The 16940-nt window shown below is 34.8% G+C and carries 17 protein-coding genes and 1 other RNA gene; 3 read left to right on the forward strand and 15 right to left on the reverse strand.

Annotated elements, in window-relative coordinates; translation table 11 throughout:
- Positions 1–72: 72 nt before the first annotated feature.
- From RTL21_RS14790 to RTL21_RS14840, 11 genes are all read right to left on the reverse strand, one after another.
- Positions 73–1575, reverse strand: coding sequence for a carboxypeptidase M32 (locus RTL21_RS14790; protein ID WP_396954451.1), 1503 nt, complete (start codon positions 1573–1575; stop codon positions 73–75).
- Between the two features lie 156 nt (positions 1576–1731).
- Positions 1732–3645, reverse strand: coding sequence for an ATP-dependent DNA helicase (locus RTL21_RS14795; RefSeq protein WP_312096761.1), 1914 nt, complete (start codon positions 3643–3645; stop codon positions 1732–1734).
- A 293-nt stretch (positions 3646–3938) separates the two neighbouring features.
- Positions 3939–4109, reverse strand: coding sequence for a hypothetical protein (locus RTL21_RS14800; RefSeq protein ID WP_312096762.1), 171 nt, complete (start codon positions 4107–4109; stop codon positions 3939–3941).
- A gap of 103 nt (positions 4110–4212) precedes the next feature.
- On the reverse strand, positions 4213–5346 hold the full coding sequence (locus RTL21_RS14805; protein ID WP_312096763.1) for a THUMP domain-containing class I SAM-dependent RNA methyltransferase: 1134 nt from the start codon (positions 5344–5346) through the stop codon (positions 4213–4215).
- 216 nt (positions 5347–5562) lie between these two features.
- An RNA gene (gene rnpB / locus RTL21_RS14810) (RNase P RNA component class B) lies at positions 5563–5944 on the reverse strand.
- A 114-nt stretch (positions 5945–6058) separates the two neighbouring features.
- Entirely contained in the window at positions 6059–6361 is a 303-nt protein-coding gene (gene gpsB / locus RTL21_RS14815; protein ID WP_312096764.1) for a cell division regulator GpsB, read from the reverse strand.
- A gap of 75 nt (positions 6362–6436) precedes the next feature.
- Entirely contained in the window at positions 6437–6994 is a 558-nt protein-coding gene (locus tag RTL21_RS14820; protein ID WP_312096765.1) for an SLOG family protein, read from the reverse strand.
- A gap of 305 nt (positions 6995–7299) precedes the next feature.
- Complete coding sequence (locus RTL21_RS14825) at positions 7300–7656, reverse strand: CotD family spore coat protein (protein WP_312096766.1); 357 nt, start codon at positions 7654–7656, stop codon at positions 7300–7302.
- Between the two features lie 419 nt (positions 7657–8075).
- Positions 8076–9353: a ribonuclease H-like domain-containing protein gene (locus RTL21_RS14830; protein WP_312096768.1), complete on the reverse strand. Its 1278-nt coding sequence runs from the start codon at positions 9351–9353 to the stop codon at positions 8076–8078.
- A 10-nt stretch (positions 9354–9363) separates the two neighbouring features.
- A complete protein-coding gene (locus RTL21_RS14835) occupies positions 9364–11646 on the reverse strand; it encodes a DEAD/DEAH box helicase (RefSeq protein WP_312096770.1) in 2283 nt (760 codons plus the stop codon).
- An 87-nt stretch (positions 11647–11733) separates the two neighbouring features.
- The gene (locus RTL21_RS14840; protein WP_312096772.1) at positions 11734–12516 is read right to left on the reverse strand and encodes an alpha/beta fold hydrolase; all 783 of its coding nucleotides are present in this window, start codon (positions 12514–12516) and stop codon (positions 11734–11736) included.
- 362 nt (positions 12517–12878) lie between these two features.
- On the opposite strand from RTL21_RS14840, the gene RTL21_RS14845 reads away from it, so the two are divergent.
- Both RTL21_RS14845 and RTL21_RS14850 read left to right on the forward strand, forming a co-directional pair.
- Positions 12879–13364, forward strand: coding sequence for an Hsp20/alpha crystallin family protein (locus RTL21_RS14845; RefSeq protein ID WP_312096774.1), 486 nt, complete (start codon positions 12879–12881; stop codon positions 13362–13364).
- Positions 13365–13507: 143 nt separating this feature from the next.
- Positions 13508–13660: a YpzG family protein gene (locus tag RTL21_RS14850; protein ID WP_169188760.1), complete on the forward strand. Its 153-nt coding sequence runs from the start codon at positions 13508–13510 to the stop codon at positions 13658–13660.
- Positions 13661–13720: 60 nt separating this feature from the next.
- Here RTL21_RS14850 and RTL21_RS14855 read toward each other — a convergent pair whose 3' ends face one another.
- From RTL21_RS14855 to RTL21_RS14870, 4 genes are all read right to left on the reverse strand, one after another.
- On the reverse strand, positions 13721–14239 hold the full coding sequence (locus RTL21_RS14855; protein ID WP_312096776.1) for a YppG family protein: 519 nt from the start codon (positions 14237–14239) through the stop codon (positions 13721–13723).
- A 175-nt stretch (positions 14240–14414) separates the two neighbouring features.
- Positions 14415–14786, reverse strand: coding sequence for a YppE family protein (locus RTL21_RS14860; protein ID WP_312096777.1), 372 nt, complete (start codon positions 14784–14786; stop codon positions 14415–14417).
- A gap of 49 nt (positions 14787–14835) precedes the next feature.
- Positions 14836–15096 carry a hypothetical protein gene (locus RTL21_RS14865; protein WP_312096778.1) on the reverse strand — a complete coding sequence of 87 codons (261 nt, stop codon included), beginning with the start codon at positions 15094–15096 and terminating at the stop codon, positions 14836–14838.
- Positions 15097–15245: 149 nt separating this feature from the next.
- A complete protein-coding gene (locus tag RTL21_RS14870) occupies positions 15246–16226 on the reverse strand; it encodes a DUF2515 family protein (RefSeq protein ID WP_396954449.1) in 981 nt (326 codons plus the stop codon).
- A gap of 80 nt (positions 16227–16306) precedes the next feature.
- On the opposite strand from RTL21_RS14870, the gene recU reads away from it, so the two are divergent.
- Positions 16307–16912, forward strand: a complete 606-nt coding sequence (recU, locus tag RTL21_RS14875) for a Holliday junction resolvase RecU (protein ID WP_312096780.1) — start codon at positions 16307–16309, stop codon at positions 16910–16912.
- The last annotated feature ends 28 nt before the right edge of the window (positions 16913–16940 follow it).

The following is a 16940-nucleotide window of genomic DNA, read 5'->3' on the forward strand; positions in this document are numbered from 1 at the left end:
CGATTTATTTGCAAGGCTTTTGTAATCATTGAAAAATTAACCATTGGCTCTTTTTCTAAGAATAGTTGCGGTTTATTGTTTTAATTGATACACATCACTATATTTCTTATATAGATAATCAATTAAATATTGAGCATTTAAGCCTTCACCAGTAACATCTTTTAATATTTCAAGGGGCTTTTTCATTTTTCCATGGCGATGAATTTTTTCATTTAGCCATTCTTTTATAGGCAGTAATTCTCCTTGCTCCAATAAACGATCGAATGCAGGAAGGTCTTTTTGCATTACCTGTTTTAGTTGTGCTGCATACATATAACCGAGTGCGTAGGAAGGAAAATATCCAAAGCTCCCCCCAGCCCAATGTACGTCTTGAAGTACACCTTCCCCATCGTTTTTTGGTACGATTCCTAAATAAGAATTATATTTCTCATTCCATATCTTCGGTAAATCCTTCACTTCTATATCCCCATCAAATAACCCCTTCTCTATTTCATAACGAATCATAATATGTAATGGATAGGTTAGTTCATCTGCTTCAATTCTAATTAATGAAGGCTTTGATTCATTAATCGCTCGATAAAAATCTTCAACAGAAACTTGATCAAATTGACCGTTTGCATAAGCTTTTAATGTTTCATAATTATGTTTCCAGAAGGAAAGATTTCTGCCAACAAAATTTTCATAAAACAGGGATTGGGATTCATGAATTCCCATAGATGTTCCTGTACATAATGGAGTTCCGATTAAATCTTTGGAAATATTTTGTTCATATAGCGCGTGACCAACTTCATGAATGGTTCCAAATATAGCTACTCTGAAGTCTGATTCATCATATTTCGTCGTGATACGAACATCACCAGGATTAATTCCTGTTGCAAATGGATGAACAGTTTTATCTAAACGTCCAGCATCGAAATCATAGCCTATTTGCTTTAACACTTCTAAGCTAAAGGCTTCTTGATTTTTTTCAGAAAATGGCTCATATAAAAAGGCTGTAGACGGTTTATTTGTTGATTCTGCAATTTTTTGGACTAAGGGTACTATTTTCTCTCTAACGTTTGAAAATACTTCATCTAATATGGCTACTGTCATTCCAGGTTCATACATATCTAATAAAACATCATATTTATTGTCTGTATATCCCCAGTATTCAATAAACCGCTTATTCATTTCTACCAATTTCTCTAAATATGGCTGAAAAAGAGCAAAATCTGCCTTTTCTTTCGCTTCTTCCCACACACTTTCTGCTTTTGATTGGAGCATAACATATTCTTTATGTTCCTGTGCTGGAATCTTTTTATTACGATCAAAATCCTTTTTCATTTCCTCTACTGTTTTCCTTGTAATAGGAGAAAGCTCCTTTTGGATACTTTCTTCAGAAAGAACAGTAAGGTAGGATTTCAATTCTTCGGAAGTTGATAATTCAAACAATTCAGATGATAACACGCCAATAACTTCTGTTCGTTGATCCATTCCCTTTTTAGGTGCTCCAGTACGTAAATCCCAATAAATTAACGCAAGTGCTTCATTGTACGCACCAATTTTCTTCACATATTCTAAAAATTTTGCTTCCATCTCTTTTTGATTTATAGACAATATATTCTCCTCTTTTCTTTCGTAGTCTTCCTTTATGATACCATATCTGTAAAAAAAGCCCCATAAGTTAACAATGGTTGCAAAAAGACAACTCTAGTCAGATAACTTATGAGACAGCTACTATTTATAAACTATTTAGTTAGGTTCAACTGGTAATGCTTGAAGAACAGCATTTTTAACTAGATCCGTTTCGCCTGTATTCATACATAAATGAATGGATCCTTTGTCTTCATGTGTACGAATTAATCGACCAATGCCTTGTCGTAATCTTAAGATCATATAGGGTAGATCCACTTCTAAAAATGGATTTTCTACATTTTCCCGTTTGCTTTTATATACTGGGTCATTTGGAGGAAATGGCAAGGAATAAATAAATACGTTCTCTAACGATCTACCTGGCACATCTAATCCCTCCCATAAATTCACTGCACAAAGAATCGATTCTTCTTCATTTTGAAATTTAGACACAAGGGTACTGATTTCTCTTTCTCCTTCAAAATAGATCGGAAGAGAAAAGTTCTTTGGCAGATTTGCCTTAAAGCTAGCCAAATCTTCTTTACTATTGAAAAGGACAAGAGAACGCCCATCTGCTTTTATCAATTCTTCAAAACAATATGCTTGTTTTTGACTGTTCGCTTCTTTTTCAAAGGACTTGAGATGAACATTCATATTTTCTTCATAGTCAAATGGAGAATCCACAGAACAAGTTAAATAATTAGATGCTCCAATACTTTTCGCCATATAATCAAAGGATTTGTTTTCAGACAGTGTCGCAGAGGAGAAGATAATTGGCTTTTGTTGACTAAATACTTCTTCTTGCATAAGGTCTTGAACAAGTCGTGGCATAATAACAAGGGTTCTTTCACCGTTTGTTTCTTCAAACCATGTTATTCCATTCATTTCCTTTAAAAATAAGCCTAATGAATGAGAAATCTGTTCTAAATATTCTTCAACTACTTTTAAGTCGTATTCATTAATAACGTACATTTCACTTTCGAAAACAAGCTCTTCTTCTAACTCTGAAATATATCCAGCTAACTTTTTTCCAGCTTTCATAACATGGTCTGTTTTTTTAATTTCTTGCTTATCAGAGCCTTCTGCTTTATAAGAGGCATCTGTTAATTCTCTGAAAAACTGTTCGTTTTGGTAGATTGTTTCTTCAATTAAGTTTAATGTTTTCTCTCGTACATCATTTGCCATTAAACGAGTTAAAAGATTTTCTAAATTTTGCTCTGTTAAACGATATGTTAAAGCATTTTGCGCTGCATATTCTAATAAATGTCCTTCATCAAAAACTACACATGCACTGTCAGGCAATAATGGTAGCTGCCCTTCTCGTTTTCTAGATTCTTTTGTCCAAATATGCTCCATATAAAAATCATGGGAACAAATGATTAAATCACTAGCATTTCGATAATAGTCTCTGTGCAATGTTTGCCCACAACGATGGCGTTTATCGCATGTAAAACAATCTTGCATAGAATCCCATGCTACGCCTTCCCAATCTTTATCATTCAAATCTGGATAATCCTTTCTATCCCCATAAGGTGCAAAGGACTGCATAGACCCTGTTCCGTGAACGAATTCTGGAAGACTGTCATAAATCGAATTATACGTATCTTCAAAGGTAATTTTTTGATCCAATTTCGTTAAGCATAAATACTGATTCCGAGATTTTGCCAAACGAACATCAATATTTAACCCAAGTGCTTTCTCTAGCTTGGCAATATCGCCTTCTTTTTTTACAAGCTGTTCGATTAATGTTTCATCTGAACAAGCAATAATAGCAGGCTTGTTTACATAACGAGCATAACAAATACTATATAATAAATAAACAAACGTTTTCCCTGTTCCTACCCCAGCCTCTGCAAAAATCGTTTTCTTCTCTTTAAATGCTTTCTCTAATTGATAAGCCATATAAACCTGCTCATCACGCAATTCATACCCTGCTTCCGGAAGAATGTCATAAAAGACATCACCAATCCATTCTCCCAATTTATCATAAAAAGATTCTGTTTTTGATACCTCAAATGGCATGCTATTTTGCATGGATACCCCTCCGACATTACGAAATGTTCTTCCTTTTTCTCTTTTTTCTATATAAAAACATTACCACTAAAATTTCTCATAGCAAATCCTAATCATAGACAATTTTGAACCAATATTCAAGTGAAAGGAGGGTTGCCTCAAAAGAATTTGGCACCCTCCTCTAAAATCCACTTTTTTATTTTGAAATTCAAACAGTATTTTGTATTTTCGTTTAAGTAATTGTTATTAGAAATTATCAAAATAGAAAATCAATCGGCTCATTCTAAAATCAATATTTGTAAGAACTGTTTTTCTTATCCTCTGTCTCTTGACAAGGAATATGACATTGCTTGCTGCACCATTTGTTGGGCATTGGATAGTTGCTGGATGACGTTTTCGTCAGCAACTCCTTCTCCCGTCATTAGATCCATAGACGAATTTAACGCGTCCATTATCTTTGTATAATCTACTGTGCTATCTATCATAAATATTCCCTCCAGAAAATTACGTATAGAATAAATATATACTGATACGCAAAAAATATACTTATCGACAGCATGTAATCTTTTAAAGGGCCTATTTATTTTTTTAATCTCTTTTTCGCTTACCCCAATATTGGTAGTAGTCCGTTCTGATAAAGCCATTAAATAACTTACGTTTCTTTGTTGCTTTTTTGCCATAATGGGTTTCAAACTCTTCGTCACTTGTAAGCATATAAATGGACCAAGTCTCAAGTAGTGCAAAAGCCTGCCCCATTTCCTGGTACATTTTTTGAACAGATGGCTTATCTCCTAGTCTCTCTCCGTATGGAGGATTCCCAACAATTACACCATTTTCTTGCACAGTGGTAAAATCTTTTACTTGCATTTGCTTAAAGGTAATAATATCTCCTAGTCCAGCCTCAAATGCATTTTCTTGTGCTATCTTAATCATACGATGATCAATATCAGACCCAAAAATTTCGAGTGGTTGATCATATTTCGCGTTATCCTCCGCTTCTGTCCGAACCTCATCCCATACTTCGCTTGGCATCCAATCCCAACTTTCAGAAATAAAATCTCGATTAAAGCCAGGTGCAATATTTTGTCCAATTAAAGCAGCTTCGATTGGAATTGTGCCAGATCCACAAAAAGGATCAACAAATGGACGATCAGCTGTCCAATTTGTTAATAAAATTAAAGCGGCAGCAAGCGTTTCTTTTAATGGAGCTTCCCCTTGACCTGCGCGATATCCTCTTTTATGAAGACCTTGACCAGATGTATCAATCGTCAATGTCACGATATCCTTTAATATCGCAACCTCTATCTTAAATAAAGCACCATTTTCCTCTAGCCATCCGGTTTTCTTATAGTGAGAGCTTACTCGATTAACGATAGCTTTCTTTACAATTGCTTGACAATCAGATACGCTGAAAAGCTTTGATTTTACTGATTTACCTGAAACAGGAAACTGTGCGTTTACAGGAAGATACTCCTCCCAACGAATCGCTTTTGTCTTTTCAAAAAGCTCGTCAAAAGTAGTTGCTTTAAATTCCGCTACTTTAATCTTTACCCGGTCTGCTGTGCGAAGCCACATATTGCTTCTTGCAATCGCTTTTTCATCACCTTTAAATAATACTTTGCCATTATCTACAATACATTCATAGCCTAGCTCTCTTACTTCTTTTGCAACTACTGCTTCAAGACCCATGGCAGCAGTAGCTATTAAATCAAAATTTCTCATAAGTTCTCCTTCATAATCATTAAAAAATTTCATCCTATGTACGAATGGGTTGCTATTCTTTCCATCTATCCATTATAAATTATACTCCATATAAAAAGGATGACCAGATTATATGAATGACATACTGCGTCGAATCGAAATCCTAGCAGTATATCAGACACAAAACTCCGTGTCACCCTTTGTAATTTGATCATCCATCATAAATCAACATAAACGCTTTATAAGCCATGTTCTGTTCCTCTGTACTCATACGACTTTAACATCTCGTACAAAGGCGGTAATCATCTATCTACAGAAAATAATTTCTGTCCTTCTCTTCCGTTCATTTCCTCAGAGAAAGTTCCCCTACCATAATTTGGGTTTCTCGCTCGTGGGGTTTACCTCGTTCCACCCTTATCATTTCTGACAAGGCTACGTCACTGTGGCACTTTCAAGGTATTCATACCATATCCAGAGGACTTAGGTATTTTCCCTGCCGTCAGCATATACATGCTGCCCTAGCTTATTTTTTGACTAGGCACGAACACTACAAGCATCTCAGCCTGTGCGAGCATGGACTTTCCTCTACAAACAAAGTTTGCAGCGATTACCAAAGCGTTTTATTGATACAATAGCTATTATAGTTGTTTTACCTATCTAATGCAATGGTTATTATAGGTAATTATAGTATTCTTTTGAGTTGTAAACAGTTTTAGCTTTTTGGAATGGAAAATCAATCGTATAACTTACTGCCAAACACATGCTTTTCTAAATTTGATAATCTCTTTAAGATATCAAAATTAGTAGTACCAGCTGTAGTAGGTGCAGGCTGTCTACGACTAGCTTCCTCTGCTTGCTTCTTCAAACGTAAATTCTCTTGTTGCAGTTCTTCAATTTCTTGATGCAGTGTTTCATAATCCTTAATAATTAAATCCAAAAATTTATCTACATCTTCTGGTTTATACCCTCTTACACTTGTTTTAAATTCTTTTTCCAAAATATCTTTTGCTGTTAATTTCATTTTATCTGATAGCATTTATCGCTCACCTCAGTCGATTCCCATTTATCTCAATTATTTTTTCAAATATACGCCATTTTGTCAATAAATCTATTAATACTCTTCATTAAACCTTACTTCTTCCACTATATCTTGTAAATCTGAAAATTGAATTTTACGAATTTCATATTTGTTTTGTTGTTGATACATTTGAGCAAGTTCGTATAAATACTTGGGACTGCCAGGATTCTCTTCGTCATAAAATAGGAGAAGCGCATCACTCTTTTTAAGTAAAAATATATTTTTATCTCTTAATTGCTGAGGATTTTCATAAGGCTTCTTTGAAACAGAGTCAACAAAATCAGCCTGCATGATTATTTCTTCATACCATTCTTGATTTGCTTCTTTCCAGTTCTGTTCCTGTTCGAGAAAAGGAGTAATGACACCTAGTTTTAAGTCTGGAAATTCTTCCATTTGCAAATCATATACCACTTCAGCAGCCCACAGTTCTGTGCCAAGTTGGCCACTAATTAGTACCCATTCGAGTCCTTCTTCCAGCATTATCTGCAAATTTTTTTTGATCGCTAACTTTATGTATTCTACAGCTGGTTCTTCTCGCTTAAATATTCCAATCTCAAAAGGCTTATAGCCAGAAATGACGGCTATTTTCATAATCGTATAAGTAACTCCTTCACATTAACCGTTGTTACTATAAAATATATCATAAATATAATAACCCATAAAGAATAAACGCTCTTTAAATAAAGAGTATTTTTTAACAGCTAGTCTTTCATGACTGTTCTCATTATATGTTTAGTATTCGATAAAATGAGCGAAAATAATCCGTTATATAAAATTTTTGACTCTTTTCATAAAGTTAGTTGCTATTTTCCAACAAATAAAAAAAGAAAAGCAAAGGATAATCGTTTTCAAAATAGAAACAAGGATCGAATAAACAGATCCTTGTTTCGCCTTACTTATCTTCTTCTGAATGGAAATGCGCCAGGCATACCAGTTGTTTGACCTGGGAACATTTGACCAGTTGCTGTAAATGGAGTCCCTCCAGTTGTTGGAAAAGCGGGAGCTGTAGGTGCTACAGGAGCAGCTGGAAATGGAGCTGGAGCTGAACCCATATTAGCTTGCGTATTCGTTACCACAGTCTCAGTAGATTGAGTGTGTGGGAAAAAATGTTGATGCTCATAGTTCACATGGTTAACTGTAGTAGTATGAGTTGGGTGAATATGTGGCACAATATTATTAGAAAAAGTGTTATTTACACAACATTTAGTTGGATGAACTACTGCTGGTAAAATATTATTCGGTTTGCAATGCATAAGAAAATCTCCTCTCAAAATTTAGTTATCTTACAGTAACAACTTATGTTGAAAGGGATAATCTTGTACTAATACAAATACCTATTTTGCATGAAAATTACCAGCTAGTTTAAAAAGCATCCAAAAGTTTCATTGCTCCCCAAACTTTACGGAATAGTTATAAATGCGCATAAAAGCTGTCTTTTAGAGTTGTAAATAAGACAATTGTCAAACAAATAAGAACAAAAAACATACACAAAACCACTTTATACAAGTTCGTTCACTCCAAATTAGTAATTTCATTTATTCTATTGGTATTTCTATGAAATCAACTTGTCGTAAAGCTTCTACTTAAGAAAACAATTAACTTCGAGAACTTGCCTTTAGTATAAATGAACCAATTACTATTTTAATAGGGAATGGTCGTACAAACAACTAGGTTATTGATGGAATAATTGATTTCTTTTAATCATATGCAGTTTTCTTTCAAGTCGTTCACGTCTTTTTTGAAGCTCAAGCATCACTTTCTCTAGCTCGTATTGATTATTTACGAGTTGCTGTGCTTTATTTGTATAGATTAATGCCATATGAAGATTTTTCTCTTTATGTTCTGCTAATTTTGCAAGCTCTACTAAAGAATGTAAAACTATTACTAATTTGGTTTCGTTCGAATATGTTTCAACAATTTTGCGCCAAAGCGCAGAAGCATCCTCAAACTTCTTCTCTCTTTTAAACTCTTTAGCCAATAGAAAGGCAGCCTCTAGTACCTCTTCTTTATCCTGCTCCTTAATACTCTGTAAATTTTGCTTTGCTATGTCAGTCTGACCGATAACGGCATACCATTTTCCTACTTCTAGCGCTTCTTTCGCGCTAATTTTTTGATCTTTTCTTAACAATTGATAACTTAAATGGGTATATAAAGTGATGAGAGAAAGGATATCTATTTCATTATGTTTTAAAATACCAAGCATTCCTTCTGGATTTTTACGTTCCACAAAATCAAAATAAATCATAGGTGCGAGAAATCCAGGAATGTCATCCTTCCGTTTTACTCCAAGAATTTCTTCCTCGACTATAGCCAATTTTGTTCTATCCAATCGATGTTTCCACATCCGCCGTGCTCCATGGTATAAATCGAAATGGCCAAATTCAGGGAGCTTTGGCACGTGCTCTTTAATTAAGGTATGTCTTGTTTTTACTTGTGGCCAATCAAAGGCCTTGCCATTATACGTAACTAGTGTTGTATAGTCTACGTTCTCTAGAAAACTATTAAATAAAGGTACTTCTGCTCCAGGATGCGGTAATATATGCTGTTTCAATACAATCTCGTTTTCTATTAATTGTGCATATCCAAGAATAAAAATAGTATTTCCTGCTCCACCTCCAAGACCAGTCGTTTCCGTGTCAAAAAAGAAGAGCTCCTTTGCTTGATGTCCTTTTGCAGAAAGAGGATGGTCATAATTCACTTTATTCCATTCATCTACTACGTGGCAAAACTCCCGGAATGTATAATTCCCATGTTTATAGTCAAGAGGATATCGCACTTCACGTATCAAACAATATTCCTGATCCAACCAATAAGAATGAACATTTTCCTGCTCCCACTGCTCGATAAACGGAATTATTTCCCCATTCAGCTCGTTATTTTTCACAGGGACGGTCTGTTCTTCTTTTTTTATATGAGACTTCATTCTGCTCAATTTATTTTTAATCGACATATTAATCCCCTTATTTGAAAAAATCACTATCCTCCAAGAGCGAGAGGATTCGAATTACATCCCGTTTACTGTTATTTGAATGGCTCTCTGTTCCGATACAGGAAGGACAACCATATTCACACGAACAATTTTTCACCATTTTTTTTGCTTCTCTTAAAACAGCTGGCATTTCTTCATAAATTTTTTTACTTAAGCCAATCCCACCAGGATATTGATCATAAAAGAAAATCGTCGCTTTTTCATTATGCTCTGCTTTCACCTGAGGAACTACATGCAAGTCAGATGGGTCAGCCATTACAAGTAGTGGTGATATATGTTTTAATGCATGGGCAGCACCGATTAGCCCTTGTTCTGTTTGCTCTTGTTCCCAATTTAAATTCTCTTGCTGAAAAGAAATCCACGCGGCGTTCGTATGAAGCTCTTCTTCAGGTAGTGTAATTGGTCCGGAACCTATATTCTCATGTGTTTCAAATTTAATTTTTTTAAAGATTGTACTCATTGCTACAATACTAACATCGCCAAAGCCTGTTTCTGCTTTAGAATAATTATTCCTGTTATCTTCTTCTAAAACTTTGAGGGATACTGCTAAATTTGCATCAGTATAATAATCGACACTTACCTCGCGAACATATGCTTTTTTCTCTTCCCAATCAAGCTTCTCCACTTGGTATTGAATCCCTTGATGCATGTAGATGGCTTCTTCATGTAATAGTGTCATTGCAGAAAAGCGATCGCTTTCTCCAATCACCCTGCTTTTGCTTACATCGGAAATATCAATAATGATAATATTTTCTTGTGAAGCAGAACGAAGACTTATATTATGTGCTGGAAAAGAATCATTCATCCAATACCATTTATCCCCATTTTGAAAGAGGATTCGCTCTTCGGTTAAGAACTCGAGTATTTCAGTTATTTCACAAGCTCCGAATGTGTCCCCTTCTTTAAAAGGAAGCTCATAAGCCGCGCATTTCATATGGTCGATTAAAATGATAAGATTATCAGGGTTGATTCTCGCCGTTTCAGGATTTCTACTAAAAAAATAGTCAGGATTAGCGACCATATACTGATCAAGGGGACTAGAACTTGCAACCATGATCACAAGTGATTCATCGTGTCTACGTCCAGCTCGTCCAGCCTGTTGCCAAGAGCTCGCAATTGTCCCGGGATACCCTGTCATTACACATGCTTGAAGTTGTCCAATATCAACGCCAAGTTCTAATGCATTTGTGCTGACAACTCCATATATATTCCCCTGTCTCAATCCTTGCTCAATTTCTCTTCTTTCCGTTGGTAAATATCCTCCTCTATAGCCTCGGATTGATTTCGGACCAAGCTGAAATTTCACAAGCTCCTGTAAATACGTTAGCAAAATCTCTACACGTACCCGACTTTTGGCAAACACGATTGTTTGAATTTTATTTTTTAATAACTCACCTGCTATTTGCCGTACTTCTAACGTTGCACTTCTCCTAATATTTAAAGGTATATTCACAATAGGTGGATTATAAAAAACAAAATGTTTCTTTCCGCTTGGAGCACCATTGTTATCTATGAGATTAACCCGCTGTTCGGTTAAATTTTCTGCTAATTCCTTTGGATTTGCAATGGTAGCAGATGTACAAACAAAAACAGGGTTACTGCCATAGAACGCACATATACGTTTTAACCTTCTTATAACATTCGCTACATGACTACCGAAAACTCCTCTATAAATATGCAATTCATCAATAATGACGTATTTCAAGTTTTCAAATAAAGATACCCACTTTGTATGATGTGGCAAAATGGCTGAGTGAAGCATGTCCGGATTTGTGATAACGATATGCCCTGCTTTGCGAACTTTCTGCCTAATAGAAGCTGGGGTATCCCCGTCATATGTATAGCTATTTATTTGTAATTCTGCACTTTCAATTAACTCATTCAATTCGCTTTTCTGATCTTGCGCAAGTGCTTTTGTAGGAAACATATACAATGCTCTCGCGTTTTTATTCTCAGCAATCGACTGGATAACAGGAAGATTATAGCATAGTGTTTTTCCAGATGCAGTTGGAGTGACGGCAACAACACTATTCCCTTCCCGAATCGCCTGATAGGATGAGGATTGATGTGTATATAATCGATTAATGCCACGCCTTTGCAAAGCATCTTTTAAATTTGGGATTAAATCATCGGGAAGCGGAACTGTTACGGCTTCTTTCGCTTCAATTGTATGCCAATAGGAAATTCGTTCTTTATATTCTTCCATTGTTTTTAATTCTTTTATAATCTCTTGAAGGTTTTTACGTACTTTCATTATTGGTTCACCTCTATAACATCTATTTTACCGAATGGACGTTCGATTTTAAAGAGGTTTTCAAAAGAAAATAGCAGCCATTATTTGTTAGTTATGCTCAACAAATGAGCAAATAGCTTTTGCTAACTCATTAGGAGCTTCCTGCATGCTCATATGCCCTGTTTCTAATCTGAATTCTGTAATATTAGGACTTGATGCAGAAGCTACACGATCCAATGGAACCACTTTATCTTTTGTACCCTTTAGTAATAACACAGGAAGCTTTGATTTTTCCACAACAATATTTCTATCTGGTCTTTTTCTCATAGCTGCTTGCGTTTCCATTGCTGCTATTGTGTCGGTACCATAGCCAATTCTCTTTGCCTTTTCCACTTCGCTAGGTAACTTCGTAAGCGACTCGTCTGCAAACAGATTAGGGATAAGACCATTAACAAACTCCTCTATCCCGATATCCTGAATCTTTCGAATGGCGTTTAATCTTCCGTCCTTTCCTTCTTCTGTATCAGGATAAGCGGTTGAATGTATTAAGCCAAACCCCTTTAGACTATCTTCAAAAAGTTCGGCAAAAGCCAATGTTACATAGCCACCAAGTGAATGCCCAAACATATATGCTTTATCCACCTCTAATTCCGCTAATAACTCTTTGATGTCCTTTGCTAAATCTTCTATCTCAAAGGGTTCTCCACTAAAAGTAGAGGAGCCATGTCCTCTGAGATCAACTGCTATCACATGATATTTATCACTAAGCAACGGAATAACATACTCCCAGTAGTCAATACTCCCACAAAAGCCATGGATTAATATAATGTTTTCTCCTTTGCCTTGTTCTTTATAGAACAATTGTTCATTCCCAACTGTAATTTTTGTCATTTTCAATAACTTCCTTTCTTCCTCGTTTCATTTAATATAGCACTTTTTTAATAAGCCGATAAACCATAACTCTTCTTGGCATGCTTTTAGCCTCCTTTAGGAACTAGCATGGTATCGCCTATCTTGCTACCCCCTTGGTGTCTTCGTGAATTCGAGCTGCTCAATATTTAAAAAAATTTATCTTCTAATGAAAATGAAACTCTTTTCGAAAACAGTCTAAGTAAAAAAAGTCTTAGGAACCAATCTTTTTTATAAGACATAGTATAACTAGAGAAGAGCCTATTCATTTGCATTATTTCTCCCTGCAAGGAGAATACATTCACTGATTTAATGTTTATGTTTTATGTAAGGAGTGATTTACTATGTCTTCAAACTTCCCGATTGACCCAAACAAAAAAGAAAAAACACCTCAAGCCTTTAATGGATTCATGCGTTCCATGAATCAGTTTTTTCAAGAAAAGCCTGTGAAAAATTTTCTTCAGCAAATGGATGAATTTTTTAGCAATCCATTTCCAAACATGACTTTTCCCATTAGTGTGAATGAAACGGACAGTGCAACGGTCATTAAAGCGGAACTACCAGGAATTAACAAAGAACAAATCCAGCTTGACATCTACGATCACTATTTAACAATTAGTGTAAATCATCAGGAAATCATTACAGAAGAAAATACGCAATCAAAAACTTTTCATACAAGTCAAACGTTTAAAAAAAGCAGCAGAAGCATAACATTTCCTCATCCTATTGACGAAAAGAAAGTGAAAGCAATGTACCAAAATGGCTTGCTGACTATTAACGTTCCAAAACAAAAAGGAAAAAAAATAATGATTGAAGACCAAAGTTCATAAAATCAAAAAGAGTAAATAATACATCATTTGCACATATTAATAATGGATGTTAAAAGAAATACACTCTCCTTCCCTAAACGCATGAAGGAGAGATTCCTTTTACCTCCATAATTTCTTCTAATCTTACTTCCTGAGGTGATATGATGAGTTATAAAGATCAGTTAGATTCTCATTCTGCGCTTTTCCATCACAATTGGACGAGACCAAAACGTTCTAAGTCCCAAGTAAATGGGCATACGCAAATGTCTCAAACGAATATCATTCTAAGAAGTAATGCAAAAGCACACCGCTGGTAAGAAGAGAAAAAGAAATGGAGGCTGTCGCTTGACAGCCTCTTTATATTTCTAGAAAAAACATTATACCTTAAAGATTCCGCCGACTCCCTTAACTAATCCCGTTACCTGATTCATTGCGTTCATCATCAAACCAGCCGTATCCATCATTTTATTAAAGTCTAAAGAACCATCTTGTGATTTAAAAGAATTCATAATGCTTTTCACATTCCCTTGCTTTTTTGGAATAAATGACTGCTTTGGATATGGATTCATAAAACCTTGGTTTGGATTCATATAATTTTGCGAGTAACTATTCATTTCTGGATTCTCCATATAATGCAATGGATTTTGAAAAATCTCTTGGGAGCTGCTTTTATACGCATTTTGCGGGTGATAATAGCTTGGTTGATTGTTTAGATAATTGGGTTGCATTGGCATGTTGTAGAAGTTCTGTCCGTTCATCCCCGCCCCATTCCATTGTCCTTGGTTTATATACGGATGGTATTGTCTATTTTCACTAAACATTGATTGGGTATATGGTGGAGTATAAGCGTTCAGATAAGGCGCATTCCCTCTTTGTTGATTAGATGCTCTATACATGAAATTCTATCCTCCCACATTAAAGATATCCTCCTCTACTATATGATGATTTCGCCTATATTGTGCATTCATTATTATAAATGGCTTTTTATCAAATAAACGGAGACAAAAAATTTACCCAAAAGAAGAAAAAAGCAAAAAAAAAAGAGAATTTTCATCTCCCTTTTGACATTTCCTATTGATTTTCCACTTTTAAAGCATCTAGTAATGTTTGCAATATATATTTTACAGATTTCGCTGAATCGAGAAAACGTTTCTTGCTTGTTTGTGCAAAAAAAGCTTGAATTGAAATAATTTCTATGTGATCAGATGCAGTATCGATCTGAATCGAATTCAAATAATCTGGTTTGAATTGTCGTACCCACGCTTTGGCCAGTTCTTTCCATTCATCATTTAGCTGCTTGATTCGATTTGCAAAAGGACGAACGATTTCATAAAAATCCTCATTTACTCCTGTTTCCTTTACTTTGTAAAACATTTTTACCGAATAGTCGACTGCCTCTAAAAGTTTCTCTGTATGTTCCATCAATTGATGATTTTCAGTCAATTTTGCCACTCCATTTACCTATAATCGTTAATCTCTTCATTTTAACGATTTATTTAGCTAAGTTCAAGTAAAGAGGCAATTGTCTTGCATACGGAGACACACCAGAAGAAACGTCCATTTGACCAGTAGAAATTTTTTTCTCAAAAGTAGTCATTCCTTTTTCTATTTCATTTAAAGAAGTGATATGCTCCTGTATAAGCTGCATGTTTTGATTTTTTGATTTTAAAAGTGTCTCATCTAATGAATCTAACTCTTCTTGGATTTCTTCTAACATAATCAATAACTTTTCTTTTGTATAAGTATTTTCCATGCAAATCCCTCCAAGCTATTTTAATACATACTCATTTCTCTTTTTTTATTCACTATCCTGCATGCTTGACAAAACTAGAAGAGATTCGCCAAAGAAAGTATATTTTCTTATTACCGGTTTATAATTCGACAAAAACGCCGATAAAATTGCTAAATCCATTTGTTTTCCTGACGAATTAGTTTATGTAATTGCTGCTGTTTTTTCAAGTACCAATCCGTTATAAGCATAGGTTCACTATGCTCGCTAATTTCCCGCCAACTTTTCTTCACTTTCTTTTGATACCAATCCTCCCTTTTCCACTCTCGATGTGTTACAACTGGATAAACAGCACGCAACATAGGTGTTGTATTGGCTAATTTTGGGTATATAATCTTTTCATAATCATGCCTTGAACCAGTATGCTCTATTTTTCTTGCAAAATCATAGAACTCTTGATATAAATTAGGTTTATATAAAAGGCTTGCTAATGTATTACCTAACTTAATTCGTTCATTAAGAGAAGTAAAGTTAGCAACACTGGCCCCATAAAGTTTCCCATGTAAAGTCGGAAATAGTACTGCGTTAAAGTGAAGAAGATCTTGAAAAAGATAGGGTAGAAAATGGAAAACACTATGCTTGATTCTTGCATTTTTAATCACAGGCTTTTGAATAACATTTTGTTCATTAATAATCAAACTATTCATTAATCTTTGCTTATTCTTTTTCTCCCAGAATTCCATCCATTCTTCTTCCATAAAGTTGGAAACCTGAAAAAATTTTAATAAATGAAACATTGGCAAGTTTATTTTCGTCGAATATTCATAGAGTAATAATTGAGGATAGGCATCATTAAAAATGAGCCAATTTGCTTTCTCATAGGTTAAGTATATTTGCTGCCTTTTTTTCTGGCTAACTACTTGCGGAATCCATACTCCATTTAGATCACACATATTCCAGCCAGCATTACGGGAAACTTGGCTTGCAAGAAAAGCCCATTGTATTTCTTGATTTTTGTTATAATAACGGAGATAGGCATTTGTTCTTGAAATATTGTCTAAGTTGCACTTATCGGTAATTAGTCTTATTCTAGTTATAAGTTTTTCTTCATCTATTGAAGAAAAATATGATTTTTTACCTATCAAAATGTTCACCTCTTATGAACGCTTTATGGTATTATTGTTTGTTGATTGCAATAAGTTATACTTTGAAAGAATCTTTGTGAGGTGAAAAAATGAAGATTCATTATCCCAACGGGAAAAGATATACTCCGGTAAATAATATAAATACTAGGCCGCAAAAAAAAATAAGTTATAGTAACCGGGGAATGACTTTAGAGGATGATCTGAATGAAACAAATAAATATTATTTAGAATTCGGCAAGGCAGTTATACATAAGAAGCCTACTCCCGTTCAAATTGTTCAGGTCGATTATCCGAAAAGAAGTGCTGCAGTCATTAAAGAAGCATATTTCAAACAAGCTTCGACTACAGACTATAATGGTGTTTATAAAGGAAAATATATTGACTTTGAAGCGAAAGAAACGAAGCATACTACTTCTTTTCCGCTAAATAACTTCCATGAACACCAAATTAACCATATGCGGATGGTATGTGAGCAACAAGGAATTTGCTTTGTCATTATCTCCTTCTCTGAAACGAATGAAATATTCTATCTGGGTGCAGAAAAACTCTTTATGTTTTGGGAAAGAATGATAAATGGCGGAAGAAAATCGATTACGAAACAAGAATTAGCAATCAATGGTCATTCTATTAACTTAGGTTATCAGCCTCGAATTGACTATATTAAAGTGATTGATACGATTTATAAATTAAAATAATTCCTTTTGTTTTTCAAAGAAAGGTAGG

Source organism: Niallia sp., assembly GCF_031978665.1.
Classification (GTDB): domain Bacteria; phylum Bacillota; class Bacilli; order Bacillales; family Cytobacillaceae; genus Niallia.